Origin of the sequence: Anaerophilus nitritigenes (assembly GCF_004138215.1) — a bacterium.
Classification (GTDB): Bacteria; Bacillota; Clostridia; order Peptostreptococcales; family Thermotaleaceae; genus Anaerophilus; species Anaerophilus nitritogenes.
On the sequence record NZ_RYYS01000073.1, the window covers coordinates 33,260 to 47,163 of the forward strand.

At 29.6% G+C, this 13,904-nt stretch carries 14 protein-coding genes; all 14 read left to right on the forward strand.

Annotation, left to right across the window (positions count from 1 at the left end; genetic code table 11):
• Nucleotides 1-16: 16 nt before the first annotated feature.
• On the forward strand, nt 17-2,014 hold the full coding sequence (locus tag EK368_RS11470) for a DHH family phosphoesterase (protein WP_129599848.1): 1,998 nt from the start codon (nt 17-19) through the stop codon (nt 2,012-2,014).
• Entirely contained in the window at nt 2,011-2,457 is a 447-nt protein-coding gene (rplI, locus tag EK368_RS11475) for a 50S ribosomal protein L9 (RefSeq protein ID WP_129599850.1), read from the forward strand. Before EK368_RS11470 ends, rplI begins: the two co-directional genes overlap by 4 nt.
• A gap of 46 nt (nt 2,458-2,503) precedes the next feature.
• The gene (gene dnaB, locus EK368_RS11480; RefSeq protein ID WP_129599851.1) at nt 2,504-3,835 is read left to right on the forward strand and encodes a replicative DNA helicase; all 1,332 of its coding nucleotides are present in this window, start codon (nt 2,504-2,506) and stop codon (nt 3,833-3,835) included.
• Between the two features lie 29 nt (nt 3,836-3,864).
• Nucleotides 3,865-4,368, forward strand: coding sequence for a ferritin family protein (locus tag EK368_RS11485; protein WP_129599853.1), 504 nt, complete (start codon nt 3,865-3,867; stop codon nt 4,366-4,368).
• Nucleotides 4,369-4,554: 186 nt separating this feature from the next.
• Nucleotides 4,555-5,184, forward strand: coding sequence for a GNAT family N-acetyltransferase (locus EK368_RS11490; RefSeq protein WP_129599854.1), 630 nt, complete (start codon nt 4,555-4,557; stop codon nt 5,182-5,184).
• Between the two features lie 108 nt (nt 5,185-5,292).
• Complete coding sequence (locus tag EK368_RS11495) at nt 5,293-5,502, forward strand: DUF1858 domain-containing protein (protein WP_129599856.1); 210 nt, start codon at nt 5,293-5,295, stop codon at nt 5,500-5,502.
• A 219-nt stretch (nt 5,503-5,721) separates the two neighbouring features.
• The gene (locus EK368_RS11500; RefSeq protein ID WP_129599857.1) at nt 5,722-7,008 is read left to right on the forward strand and encodes an adenylosuccinate synthase; all 1,287 of its coding nucleotides are present in this window, start codon (nt 5,722-5,724) and stop codon (nt 7,006-7,008) included.
• 520 nt (nt 7,009-7,528) lie between these two features.
• The gene (locus EK368_RS11505) at nt 7,529-7,894 is read left to right on the forward strand and encodes a hypothetical protein (RefSeq protein WP_129599859.1); all 366 of its coding nucleotides are present in this window, start codon (nt 7,529-7,531) and stop codon (nt 7,892-7,894) included.
• 178 nt (nt 7,895-8,072) lie between these two features.
• Nucleotides 8,073-8,537: a hypothetical protein gene (locus EK368_RS11510; protein ID WP_129599860.1), complete on the forward strand. Its 465-nt coding sequence runs from the start codon at nt 8,073-8,075 to the stop codon at nt 8,535-8,537.
• A complete protein-coding gene (locus tag EK368_RS11515) occupies nt 8,524-9,660 on the forward strand; it encodes a S41 family peptidase (protein ID WP_165000432.1) in 1,137 nt (378 codons plus the stop codon). The genes EK368_RS11510 and EK368_RS11515 overlap by 14 nt, the downstream gene beginning before the upstream one ends.
• 95 nt (nt 9,661-9,755) lie before the next feature.
• Nucleotides 9,756-9,998 carry a hypothetical protein gene (locus EK368_RS11520; protein ID WP_129599863.1) on the forward strand — a complete coding sequence of 81 codons (243 nt, stop codon included), beginning with the start codon at nt 9,756-9,758 and terminating at the stop codon, nt 9,996-9,998.
• A 222-nt stretch (nt 9,999-10,220) separates the two neighbouring features.
• A complete protein-coding gene (locus EK368_RS11525) occupies nt 10,221-11,696 on the forward strand; it encodes a B12-binding domain-containing radical SAM protein (RefSeq protein ID WP_129599864.1) in 1,476 nt (491 codons plus the stop codon).
• Nucleotides 11,697-11,710: 14 nt separating this feature from the next.
• Nucleotides 11,711-12,700: a KamA family radical SAM protein gene (locus EK368_RS11530; protein WP_129599865.1), complete on the forward strand. Its 990-nt coding sequence runs from the start codon at nt 11,711-11,713 to the stop codon at nt 12,698-12,700.
• A gap of 49 nt (nt 12,701-12,749) precedes the next feature.
• Entirely contained in the window at nt 12,750-13,706 is a 957-nt protein-coding gene (locus EK368_RS11535; RefSeq protein ID WP_129599867.1) for a LysO family transporter, read from the forward strand.
• Nucleotides 13,707-13,904: the final 198 nt, after the last annotated feature.

The following is a 13,904-nucleotide window of genomic DNA, read 5'->3' on the forward strand; positions in this document are numbered from 1 at the left end:
TTTAGGAGTGCCGTATATGGGAAATAAAAGGTTTAGTAAGCTATTTATACCAGATACAAAAATCCATCTTGGGATTATGACTTTGTTAGTAATGATCATTGCTTATTACAATTTGCTCATAGGAAGTATAGGTATCTTGTTGCTTGTTTATTTTGTTTATTATAATTTTAAAACTCAATATAATAGAAAAGAAATGTGGACTAAATATATTGAGGATCTATCTTATAATATGGATTCTGTGACAAAGTATGCAGTGCTGAATATGCCTATTCCATTAGTAGTTATTGAATTTGATGGAACGATCAGTTGGTATAATGCTAAATTTTCAGAAATGATTCATACAAAAGATATTTTAGAAAAAAGTATAGAGGATTTAATTAGCTCTCTTCATATGAATCAAATTTTTGAACAAAAAGAGAATGCTATTATTGAAGTAGATATTAATGAAAAACATTACAAAATATTATATGATATTGTAAAAACTTCTAAAGCATATGATGAAAGATATATGATCATGATGTATTTTATAGATCATACCAATTTTGAAAATTTAAAGATAAAATATAATGATGAAAGACCTGTTGTGATACTTGTACAGATAGATAATTATGATGATGTATTAAAAGATACAGCAGAAGAAGATAGACCTTTAGTGATTGCAGAGATGAATAAAAAAATTAGCATTTGGGGATCTAGGATGAATGCTATCGTAAAGCAACATCAAAAGGATCACTATATTATGATTTTAGAACATCAATATTTAGATATGTTAGAAGCGAAAAAATTTACAATACTAGATGAAGTTAGAGAAATTCAAAGGGGAAATAAGATTCCTATTACACTAAGCATAGGCGTTGGAGCTAGTGGAAAGACACTAAGTCAGACTTATGAATATGCAAAAGCTGCTATGGATTTATCATTAGGAAGAGGTGGAGATCAAGCAGTTGTAAAAAAAATAAGTACTCTCAATTTTTATGGAGGAAAAACGAAGGCTGTTGAAAAAAGCAATAAAGTAAAAGCAAGAGTTATTGCTCATGCTTTAAGACAACTTATAGATCAATCTAAATTCGTGATCATTATGGGACATAAATTTCCTGATATGGATAGTTTAGGTGCTGCTTTAGGAGTATATAGGGCAGCTTTAAATCGAGGGAAAGATGCTTATATTATTTTAGATAAAGTTAACGATGAAGTTAAAAACCTATGGGAGCATATCAAAGAAAAGGGAAAATATAATTTTATTACTAGTGAAGAAGCTATAAGTAAAATGAGTGAAGAAGCTTTATTAGTTGTAGTAGACACTCATAGACCAAGCTTTACCCAGTGTCCAGAGCTTTTAAATAAACGAGAGAGGATTGTTTTAATTGATCATCATAGAAGAGGATCAGAATTTATTGATCAAGCAGTACTTATTTATTTAGAACCATATGCATCATCTACTTGCGAATTGGTATCTGAGATACTACAATATATGGATGAAAAAATTCATATTGAAAAAATAGAGGCAGAAGCTTTATTAGCAGGAATTAGTGTGGATACAAAAAACTTCTCTTTTAAAACAGGAGTAAGAACTTTTGAAGCAGCTTCTTGGCTTAGAAGAGTAGGGGCAGATACAACAAATGTAAGACAGTTCTTTCAAGATGATTTAAAAACTTTTGTTGCGATTGCTGATGTAGTAAAAAATGCAAAAGAAATAAGAAAAAATATGGCACTATCTATTTGTGCAAAGGAAATGGAAAACACCTCTTTGGTAGTGGCTCAAGCTGCTGATGAGTTATTAAATATAAGAGGGATTACAGCATCTTTTGTATTGGGTGTTCGTGAAAATGATGAAATCATTATTAGTGGAAGATCCCTTGGAGATATCAATGTACAATTAATACTTGAAAAACTTGGAGGCGGAGGTCATTTAACAGTGGCAGGAACTCAGCTTACAGGAATGACTGTAGAAGAAGCTACAGATAAGTTAGAACAATCTATTGATGAATATTTGGAGGAAGGGGAGCAATCATGAAAGTAATTTTATTAAAAGATGTAAAAGGATTAGGAAAAAAAGGTGATGTGGTTAATGCTAGTGATGGGCATGCAAGAAATTATCTTATGCCAAGAGGTATTGCAAAGGAAGCTACACAAGGAAATGTAAAAGTTTTAAATATGCAAAAGGCTCATGAGGAAAAGAAAAAACAAGAAGAACTAGATGATGCAAAAGCATTAGCAGAAAAAATTTCAAAATTAACAGTGCTCTTAACAGGAAAATCAGGTGATGGTGGAAAACTATTTGGATCAATTACTTCAAAAGATATTGCTGATGGATTACAAAAACAACATAAAATAAAAATAGATAAAAGAAAAATCCAATTAGATCAACCTATTAAAGCGTTAGGAGCAATATTTGTAGAAGTGAAGGTATATCCTGAAGTAACAGCAAAAATGCGTGTAGAAGTAAAAGAAGCATAAATAAAAGGCCAGCAGGATTGCTGGCTTTTTAGGTAGGAGGAGTAATATGGAATATTTGGGTAAAATCCCACCTCATAATATCGATGCAGAACAATCTGTATTAGGATCTATGATTTTAGATCGAGATGCAATTATAGAGACATCAGAAATTATTAAAGAAGAGGATTTTTATAAACAAGCACATAAAGAAATTTTTGATGCTATTTTGTCATTATACAATAGAGATGAACCAGTAGATTTGGTTACGTTATCAGAGGAATTAACACAAAGACAAACGCTAGAGGCTATTGGAGGAATTACTTATCTAACAAGTTTATCCTCTGCTGTTCCTACGACTACCAATGTAAAATACTATGCTAAAATTGTAGAGGAAAAGTCAATTCTTAGAAAACTTATAAAAGCTTCTTCGGAAATTATTGAAAAAGGGTATCAAGGAGAAGAAGAAGTTACTTCTATTTTAGATTTAGCAGAAAAAAGCATATTTGATATTTCTCAAAACAAATCTAGAGAAGGATTTGCTCCTATCAAAGAAGTACTTTTAGAAAGCTTTGATAAAATTGAAGAGCTTTATCAAAATAAGGGAGGAATAACAGGGCTTACAACAGGATTTGCAGATATAGATAGAAAAACAAGTGGACTCCAAAGATCAGATCTTATTTTGGTAGCAGCAAGACCGAGTATGGGAAAGACTGCTTTTTCATTAAATGTTGCACAAAATGCAGCTATAAAAGGGGATGCCTCTGTTGCTATATTTAGTCTTGAAATGTCAAAGGATCAGCTTGTACAACGTATGCTTAGTGCAGAGTCTCATATAGAAATTCAAAAGATTAGAACAGGTACTTTGAATGAAGATGAATGGCCAAAACTTGCAAAAGCTATGGGACCCTTGGCACAAGCTAAGATTTTTATTGATGATACTCCGGGTATTTCTGTAATGGAGATGAAAGCTAAGTGTAGAAGATTAAAAATAGAGCAAGGGTTAGATATGGTTCTTATTGATTATTTGCAGCTTATGTCTGGAGATGGAAAAAACGAAAGTAGACAGCAAGAGATCTCTACCATTTCAAGATCACTAAAAGGACTAGCTCGTGAAATGGATTGCCCTGTAGTAGCCCTGTCACAGCTTTCAAGAGCTCCGGAGATGAGAGCAGATCATAGACCAATTCTTTCTGATTTAAGGGAATCAGGAGCTATTGAGCAAGATGCAGATATTGTTATGTTTTTATATAGAGATGAATATTACCATCCAGATAGTGAGAAAAAAAATATAGGGGAAGTTATTATTGCAAAGCAGCGTAATGGATCAACTGGAACAGTAGAGTTGGCTTGGCTTGGTCAATTTACTAAATTTGCGAATCTAGATAAATTTAGAGAATAAAATATTGGGGAACAGAGGAGGAATATGAAATGTCAATTAATAATTTGAATGAATTAGAAATATTAAAAATTGCCAAAGGTATTGAAGAAGCAGGGTATAATTTTTATAAAAGTGCACAAGAAAAGTTTGAAGATGAAGAAATAAAAAATATGTTTAAGTATTTAGCATTAGAAGAATTAGAACATATGAATACTTTTGAAAATATTTATAATAAAGTAGCTGAAAAGTTAAAAAATGATGAGATCGAAGAATATAGATATGATGAAGTGACTACTGCTTATTTAAGAGCTATTAGTGAAACGGCAATTTTTAATGTAAATGGTATTACATTAAACAAAATTGAGAATATATGTACTGTAAAAGAAGCTTTATACATTGGTCTTCAAGCTGAAAAGGATTCTATTTTATTTTATGATGCGATTCTTAAAAATACAAAAATAGATTTGACTTGTAAAGTATTAGAAAGATTGATAAAAGAAGAAGTAAAGCATTTATATAAGTTTAAAACTTTAATGGATGAAATGGATAGATAAAGTCAAAAATTCTCAATAAGTGTTGTGGATTTTATGGATTATTAAAATTATATGTTGTTAACAGTAGGAGGCACAAGGTATGTGCCTTTTGTTGTTTATGAAAGTATAAATTTTTTTTATAAAGCATAAAAATGATTATAAGATGGGGTATAATCATGACAATATATAGCTTTTGAGGTGAGGGATATGAGACGAAGGGGAGAGAAGGTTTGTATTAGAGATATGATTCGATCAGATGTGGACAAAATGCAGCATTGGGGAGAACATCATGATCCGTTATTTTTTCATTATAATTTTCCGAAGTTAAACCAAAGACAAAGAGATAGATGGTATAAAGAAAAAAACCAGAAATTTATGAAAAGAAGTTTTACCATAGAAGATCTAGAAGGAAAAGTAGTGGGATATTTTTCGATAAGAGATATAAAATGGATTCGAAAAAGAAGTGAATTAGGAATTGTTCTAGATCCAGATCGTATAAATTGTGGATATGGAACAGAAGCTATTCTTTTATTTTTAGATTATTATTTTAAAGTTTTAAATATGAAAAGTATTGTGTTAAGAACTGCAAAATTTAATGAAAGAGCCATACAATGTTATCTACATTGTGGGTTTGAAAAGATAAAAGAAGAATTAGATGAATTTGAAGATCAATATTCAGAAATATTTTACAATCCACTTTATACACAGTTTCAAAAGTTATTCACATATAGAAACGGGAAAAAATTGAGTACTTATGTGTATATGAAGAATACAAAAGAGAGATTTTATCAAAAATTCAAAGGTTTTTACACAGAATCTGTTATAGCTGTGGAATAATATTGTGGATATGTGGATAAAATTCTATTGATAAAGATGTTTGATTTCATAAAAAACATGGTATAATGATTAATGAATTGATATAAAATACCAAAAGGAGGATTTAAAATGGCAAAAATAACAAAAGATATGATTATTATGGATGTATTACAAATGGATAGAGAAACAGCACCAATCTTTATGAAACATGGACTTCATTGCCTAGGATGCCCTGCATCTTCTATGGAAAGTATTGAAGAGGCAGCAGCAGTACATGGCTTAAAATTAGAAGATCTAATGAAAGATTTAAATGATTATTTTGAGAAAAATGAAAAATAAATCTCTAAGTGCCTAAATAGTTAGGCACTTTTGTATTTTATATAAGAAATCTCCTCATAATATAGATAGTAGCATGCATTTAATTCGAATAAAAATAATAAAATAAATGATAATATTCGTGTTTTGTTGACTTGATAATGTTGTTTTAATACTATAAAATATATATGTTCGTAAAATGAATTGAATGATTTAAATATATGAAAAAGGCAGGTGTCTTTTATGGCAACAGTAGTAGTTGTTGGTGCTCAATGGGGAGACGAAGGAAAAGGAAAGGTAATAGATTATCTTGCAGCAGAATCAGATGTAGTAGTAAGAGGACAAGGGGGAAATAATGCGGGACATACAGTTGTTGTAGGAGACACAAAGTATGCACTTCGTTTAATCCCATCAGGAATTTTATATAAAGATACAGTGAATATTATTGGAAACGGCGTTGTATTTGATCCAGAAGGTTTTTTAAAGGAAATAGATACTCTACAAGGACAAGGAGTTTCTACAGATAATATTAAAATTAGTGATAGAGCTCATGTGATTTTTCCATATCACAAATATATGGATGTTTTAGCAGAAACTGCTCGTGGCGGAGAAATGATTGGAACTACTAAAAATGGTATAGGTCCTTGCTATATGGATAAAGTAGAACGATCAGGAATAAGAATATGTGATTTGATGGATAAAGAAATATTTGTTGAAAAGGTATCTAAACAAATTGATAGAAAAAATGAAATCATTGAAAAAATTTATGGTGGAGAAAAATTAAATAAAGAAGAAATTATTACTACTTATTTAGAATATGCACAAAAAATTAGAAAATATGTAGATGATACTACTGTTGTATTATATGATGCCATAAAAGACGGAAAAAAAGTATTGTTTGAAGGAGCACAAGGAGCACTACTTGATATTGATTTAGGAACATATCCCTATGTAACAAGCTCACATCCTATTTCAGGAGGATTTACTGTGGGAGCAGGAGTAGGACCTAATATGATTGAAGAAGTTGTAGGAGTTGTAAAAGCTTATACAACAAGAGTTGGAAAAGGACCTTTTGTTACAGAGCAAGACAATGAAGTGGGAGATAAAATCAGAGTTGCAGGAAATGAATTTGGAACTGTAACAGGACGTCCAAGAAGATGTGGATGGTTTGATGGAGTAATGGTAAAATATGCTTCAAGAATCAATGGAGTAACAGCTTTATCTATTATGCTTTTAGATGTTTTAACTGGACTTGACAAGCTTTATATTTGTACAGGATACAAATTAGGAGACAAAATTATTCAACATTTCCCAGCAAGTCTTAAAGATTTAGGAAAATGTGAACCTGTATATGAAGAATTAGATGGATGGAAAGAAGATATTACAGAATGTACAACTTATGAAGAATTACCACAAAATGCAAAAGTATATCTTCAAAAAATCGAAGAATTGGTAGGAGCTCCTATTAAGATGGTATCTGTAGGACCGAAAAGAAGTCAAACAATTGTAAGAGAAAAAATATTTAAATAAAAAATGGACAGTGGCGAGAGGCCACTGTTTTTTTACTATGAGAATTTTTTTAGACAAAGACATAAAAAACGTCACTGATTTTCAAATTTGGAAAATATATAGAAACAGTCGAAAATAGCATTACAAACTCGCTTTGCTCAAACAGTGTAATGCTACTCATTTTCTCCTTTTTTCTATATTTTCACAAATTCTCAATAATTGTTCCTAATTTTTTATGTCTTTGCTAAAATACAAATGATCAATAGTTTAGACGGTGGTAGTTTACCACTGTTTTTGTATTAAAAAAAGTAATAAGATAAAGAAGAAGCAACAAAGTCTAAATTTTAAAATTGATGTAGAAGTAAAATGTTTAATGTGAAAGAAATATTATGCTGAATTTAACACTAATTTGTATTATTTTTACATAAAAAGAAAAATAAAGGAGTTTTAATTTGTATATAGAAATAAAGTAAATGATATAACAATTCATATATTTAGAGCTTAAAATTAAAGGCTATATTTTGAGAAAAGGAGAAGAAACATGGATTTCTATGTGAATGGACAATATAGTGCATTTGAAGAACTGATGCATTACTATCATTGGAGTTTTTATGCATATTATTTTTTAGTGTTAATAGTATTTGTAAACTGTATTAAAGCAATCGTAAGTTTTAGAGCTATTAAAAAATGCAAAGCATCAAATATAAGTTTAAGCTATATGGATTTAATTGTAAGTATATTAGCGGGTATAGGATTAATATATGGAATGATATTTCAAGGAGTACTTTCTGATATTTCATCTAAACATTCAAAAATTTGGGGAGATAAAATGATTGTGTTATGTATCGTTGCTTTTGTTTTATTTATAATTCAGTGGATTTTCATACTAAAAAATAAGAATAATTAAATTTAAATCATCGAAAGGACAGTCATAAAGTGTTAAAGATCTAACACAGAAAAACTGTCTTTTAGTATTATATGAGATTTTTAGAAACTGGGTTACGTAAAAAAGGGAAAGTTATAAAAACTTCAAATGATTAGGTAAGTTTTAGTGAAAGTTTAAAAATATAAAGGGAGTGGGGATTATGAGATTATCAAAAAGAAAATCTATAGTTTTGGGGATTGTTAGCGTATTTGTTATTTTGAGTATCGTATTTATTTTAAAGAATCCACAGACTAAGGGTTTAGAGACAAAACTAAATCATTCTGAAAAAGTTGAGGATAGTAAAAAGGTGGAATATACACTAGATGGACTTCCAGGAGATATTGTTCAATATATTGAATCTAATAGAATTACAAGTGATTTATCTACGGACGAAATGGAAAAAAAGTTTGAAAAATATTTGTACAAGGATTATACCAGCTGGGAAGAGGGACTAGATAAGATTCCTAAGGATGATGAGAGTAAAGCTATGGAATCAGCACCTTTTTTTAGTCCAGGAAAAGTATTTACATATGAAGAGGTAAAAGAAGATGTGAATTATCTTTTTACAAATCTTAAATATGGATATGCTGGGTATCAATATTTTGGAGGAGATGAAAAAATTTAATAAAGCAAAGAGTAAAATATTAGAAGAATTAAAAAAATCGAAAGATAAGTTTGGAAAGATATCATCAATAGATTTTCAAAAAATAATTATTAATAATTTAACGTTTATTAAGGATGGACATTTTGGAATAAATGCTTTGCAACCTCTTAGAAAGACTTATGCATTTATGAATAAGGAGGAAAGTATTCTTAAAAATAATAGTATATTTTATATAAAAGAAGGAAATGATCCAATAAATTATATAAAGCCTTCAATTGATGAGAAGGGAAAGATTATATATAAGATCGTATGTTTAAAAGAGAGTACAAATAATTCATGTGATATAAATATAACTATCAAGGACAAAGAAGAAATTGAAAAGAAAATTAATCTTAAAAAAATTGCTTCATCACCATCTTTGTTAAAAAATAAAGCCTATTCATTTAAAGAAGTAGAAGGAATTCCTGTATTTAAGGTTTCTTCATTTGGAAAACATTTAAATTTAGAAAAACTCTCAGAAGATGGCTTAAAATATTCAGATAAAAATATTGCTATATTAGATTTAAGAGGAAATACAGGAGGACTTCATACACCGGGACTTAAATGGATTGGAAATTTTACAAATAATAATATGAATAATGTGTCTATGTTAAAGCATATTAACGCATCCCTTATTAATGAAGTTGCTAAAAAGAGAGTGTTAAAAATGGCAGTAGATGTAGATAAAAATAAAATTGAAGAAGCAGTATTTGAAGTAGACAATAATTTAAGAAAGAAATTTGATATTATGGGATGGTGTAAAATAAGTATTCCTGAATTTGAAAAATTTAAAAATGATAAGGTTATTATTGTTTTGTTTGATAAAGATACTATATCAGCAGGAGAGGCTATGATTAGTCATTTAAATTATATGGAGAATGTTATTTTTATTGGAACAAATTCTTATGGAGCATTAAATGTAACATCTCCAGCAGGGAACATTCTTCCAAATACTAAAACAAGAGTATTTGCTGGACTTGAGCTTGATATTGAACCAGATTTTGTTTGGAGAGATGGAATAGGATATTTTCCTGATTTTTGGGTTGAACCTGAAGATGCTTTAGATCGAATAATTAAGTTTGTAAACAATTATATAAAACATTGAATAAGTATATAAGTGAAGGCTTTGAACAATTGAATTTAAAATAGTAAATAAACCCCCAAAGGAATTGTTCCTTTAGGGTTTAGTGGAGGTGCTATATGAAAAATCGAAAAAAGATCAGAGTGATAATAATTTTAATAATATCTTTGGCAGCAATTATATCTTATTATTTGAAACATATAACTCTCGGTTTTATTTTAATAAATTTATCTCCTATGTTTATTTTTGTATCTAGTTTAATTGAAGAATATAAAAAGGGTAAAAAATTATCTTTTAACGTTATTTTATGTACAGTTTTCTTAACAGGACAATGTTATTTGGTGTATAGATATTTGTTTTAAATAAAAAGAAGCATAAGAACTCTTATCTTATACTCCTTATTTTAGTAGAGCTGGCGAAGAGACGTTTTTGTTGTGTAAGTTTTTTAACACAATAAAAACGTTTTTTTGTTTCCATAAACTAAATAATTATTGTAAAAATACTTTTTAAATAGAATATATTTTTAAAAAAAATATATATATAAGTTAAGCTTGTATACAAAACATATATAAAGGAGAGGAAAAATGAGGAAAATAAATGAAATTTTGTACAGTGAGCAAGAAGTAGATGTCATGCTAATTCAACCATATTTTTTGATGAGATTATTACAACAAGATCAAAATGAGATAGTAAAAGATTATTGGGATTCAATGAATAATAATGAACCTCTAGGAGATTTACCAAATGAACCAAATCATGGACTGTTTAGTTTAGCTGCTTCTGTAAAAAGAGCTGGTTATACTGTGGACTTACTTGATTTTCATGCATTAGATCGTGTATTAAGAGAAAATGAAAATAGAATGATTGAAAAAAAAGATATAGAAGATTCAATCAAAAAGAAAAAAGCAAAAATATTTGGTATTTCATCTATTACAGTAGCATCCCAAAATGCATTGCGTATTGCATCGATTATAAAGAAATACCATCCAGATGCAATTGTTATGTTAGGAGGAATGCATCCAACACTATTTGGTAAAGAGTTAATGAAAAATCCAAATGTTGATGTTGTTATTCGAGGGGAAGGAAATCAAACTTTAATCGAACTTATCAAAGCAGAAGGTAAAATAAATAAATTAAGAGAGATTAAGGGAATATCTTTTAAAGATGAAAATGGAGATATCATAGATACACCTAAAAAAAGTTGTAATCACATAGATGCAGATGATTTACCATATCCAGAATATGATTTGATTTGTGAAGAATCCTTGCCGTTGATGCCTAGAGTTTTCTCAGTAAAAGGGTGTCCGTTTAGCTGTGCATTTTGTTCATGTAATGCATTTTATAATACATCATATGATGATTATACAGTCTGTTATAGAGATCCTAAAAAAGTAGTGGATGAAATTGAATATCTTTACAATAAATATCGTATGGAATTTTATTGCTTTGGAGATCTCACTTTTATGAGTAATAAAAAAATTGGTCATGAGATATGCAAGGAATTAATTAAAAGAAACTTGGGTCATGTCAAATGGTGGTGTCAAACTACAGTGGGACGCTTAAATGCAGATGATTTAAAGTTAATGAAACAAGCTGGATGTGCTCAGGTTGGAATGGGCGTAGAAAATAGTTCCCAAGATGCTTTAGATAAAATGGGAAAACCAGTAAAATTCGATAAGGCAGAAGAGCAATGTAAACTTATTCGAGAAGCAGGTATCTCCCCTATTACATATTGGATTATTGGGCTTGCAGAAGAAAGTTTTGAATCTGCCAATAAGTTAATTGATAGAATCTGTTATTTTATTGAAAATAAATTAACAGATCTATCACACATAGGAGTTCCAGTACCTTATCCAGGATCACCACTTTTTGAAGATCCCAAATCTTTTGGTCTAGAAATACTGCACACAGATTTTTCAAGATATTGGATGAATTCTGATGAGTTAGGATACAGTAAACCTGCAATTAGAACAATACATTTATCTCAAGATCATATATATGCATTGTGGAAATATGCGTTGATGTGTGCGGCTGAAAAATATAAAAAACGTTATAAATAAAAAGGAGGATTAATATGTTTAGAGTAGAAGAAGGTTATGAGTTGAAAAATAAAATTACACCTGCAATTAAAGCATTGATAGATGAAAAGGATTCAAGTGATCCTATTTATCGTCAATTTATTGTAAATGAAAAAGAACTAAATATTTTAGAAGAAGAGATAGAAGATCCAATTGGAGACGATCGTTTTTCTAAGGTGAAAGGAATTATTCATCGTTATCCAGATAGAGCATTATTAATACCTAAAAGAGATTGCTTGGTTGGATGTAGATTTTGTTTTAGAAAATGGAAATTGCCTGAAAAGAATACAGAACTTACTGAACAAGAAATTTATGATGCAATAGAATATATTAAACAGACTCCTGAAATTTGGGAAGTGATACTAACAGGAGGAGAACCTCTTGCAACTTCAGAAAAAAAACTTGAATTGATTATAGGTTTATTAAACAAAATTGACCATGTTAAGATGATTAGAATTCATTCTAGAGTACCGATTGTTGCACCTGAGAAAATTACACCTAAATTAATAAATATTTTAAAAAAAGATAAGCCTGTATGGATTGTAATTCATTGTAATCATGCAAAAGAGATTACAACGGAGGTAAAAAGAGGATGTAAAACATTTGTTGAAGCAGGAATTCCATTATTAAGTCAAACGGCTTTATTAGAAGGGGTAAATGCTAATGTTGAAGCTTTAGATGAATTATTTAGAAAACTTATAACTATAAGTGTAAAACCATATTATCTTCATCATTGTGATTTAGTACCAGGAACATCTCATTTTAGAACGTCTATTAAGCAAGGACAAAATCTTATGAAGGCTCTTCGAGGAAGATTATCAGGAATATGCCAACCAACTTATGTATTAGATATTCCAAATGGCTATGGAAAGATTCCGATTGGTCCTAATTATGTAACTTATGATTCAAATGAGGATATTATTGTTACAGATTATAAAGAAAATCAACATGACTATCCACCTATTTCTAAAGATAAAAAAGCATAAAATAAATTTATTGGCATATTAAATAAATGCTACTAAGGAGGTAATTTTTTTGACATGGTTTCCTTTTATTAGTTTAGGGATTGGTTTGTTAATAGGCATTCAAAAATTATCACAAAAATATTTGCTAATAGTAGATAAGATTATAAATACAACCTTAGTAGTGTTGATGTTTGTCATTGGAGCTTCTATTGGAATAGATTCTCAAGTTATGCAAAAACTAGGGATTGTAGGATTTAATTGTACAGTATTAGCATTATTAGCTCTAAGTTTTAGTGTACTCTTTGTTTTCTTTATAGAGAAAACAATTTTACCACTGGAAAAAATACAAAAGAAATTATTAATAGATCAATTGTCTTTAAATGATGAAGTAGATATTTCTCAAGAAGAAAGTCAAGAAACTTTGAATTTAGTTTGGATTATGCCAGTGAGCATTTTGACAGGAATTTTAGTTGGATTTCTTATTTTTCCTCAAAATAGTGAGTATGTTTTATCTATTGTATTAACAGTTTCTTTAATGATTCTGTATATAGGGGTTGGAATAAGTTTGGGTACAAATAAGAAAGTATTTAGATATGTGAAAATGTTAGGTTGGAAAATCATCTTCTTACCAATTGCAATTTTTTTAGGAAGTATCTTAGGAGGAGTAATTGGTGGAATGTTTTTAAAAGTACCTTATTCTATTGCGGTTATATCTGTAAGTGGAATGAGCTATTATAGTATAACTGGAGCATTTATGACAAGTGTATATGGGATTGAAGGAGGTACATATGGTTTTATTGTCAATGTTATGCGGGAGTTTTTTACCGTATTAATGCTTCCTTTTTTAATTCGAATTAGTAAGGGAAGTCCAATCGCTGGAGGAGCTGCTGGGAATATGGATACTATGCTAGCTCCAATAACAAAATTTGTAGGTGTTGAATTAGGACTGGTTACATTGATTACTGGGACAATTTTGACCTTTTCAGTACCATTTATATTGCCAGTTTTGTATAGAATATTTTTATAAAGCGTATAGTGGGATACTGACACAAAAAATATTATAATGAGAACAAAGAGACGGCTTTATTTATATGTAAATAGATTGTAATGCTAAAAAACAAAAAGAAGCATAAGAACTCTTATCTTACACTCCTTCTTTTTATGGAGCTGGCGAAGGGAATCGAACCCCCAACCTGCTGATTACAAGTCAGCTGCTCTACCGTTG

Excerpts from the sequence above, each read along its gene's own strand:
- EK368_RS11505 (WP_129599859.1), top strand. The coding sequence starts at position 7,529 with ATGGATTTCTATGTGAATGGACAATATAGTGCATTTGAAGAACTGATG.
- EK368_RS11500 (WP_129599857.1), top strand. The coding sequence starts at position 5,722 with ATGGCAACAGTAGTAGTTGTTGGTGCTCAATGGGGAGACGAAGGAAAA.
- EK368_RS11495 (WP_129599856.1), top strand. The coding sequence starts at position 5,293 with ATGGCAAAAATAACAAAAGATATGATTATTATGGATGTATTACAAATG.
- EK368_RS11530 (WP_129599865.1), top strand. The coding sequence starts at position 11,711 with ATGTTTAGAGTAGAAGAAGGTTATGAGTTGAAAAATAAAATTACACCT.
- EK368_RS11525 (WP_129599864.1), top strand. The coding sequence starts at position 10,221 with ATGAGGAAAATAAATGAAATTTTGTACAGTGAGCAAGAAGTAGATGTC.
- EK368_RS11490 (WP_129599854.1), top strand. The coding sequence starts at position 4,555 with ATGAGACGAAGGGGAGAGAAGGTTTGTATTAGAGATATGATTCGATCA.
- rplI (WP_129599850.1), top strand. The coding sequence starts at position 2,011 with ATGAAAGTAATTTTATTAAAAGATGTAAAAGGATTAGGAAAAAAAGGT.
- EK368_RS11520 (WP_129599863.1), top strand. The coding sequence starts at position 9,756 with ATGAAAAATCGAAAAAAGATCAGAGTGATAATAATTTTAATAATATCT.
- dnaB (WP_129599851.1), top strand. The coding sequence starts at position 2,504 with ATGGAATATTTGGGTAAAATCCCACCTCATAATATCGATGCAGAACAA.
- EK368_RS11510 (WP_129599860.1), top strand. The coding sequence starts at position 8,073 with ATGAGATTATCAAAAAGAAAATCTATAGTTTTGGGGATTGTTAGCGTA.
- EK368_RS11515 (WP_165000432.1), top strand. The coding sequence starts at position 8,524 with ATGAAAAAATTTAATAAAGCAAAGAGTAAAATATTAGAAGAATTAAAA.
- EK368_RS11470 (WP_129599848.1), top strand. The coding sequence starts at position 17 with ATGGGAAATAAAAGGTTTAGTAAGCTATTTATACCAGATACAAAAATC.
- EK368_RS11485 (WP_129599853.1), top strand. The coding sequence starts at position 3,865 with ATGTCAATTAATAATTTGAATGAATTAGAAATATTAAAAATTGCCAAA.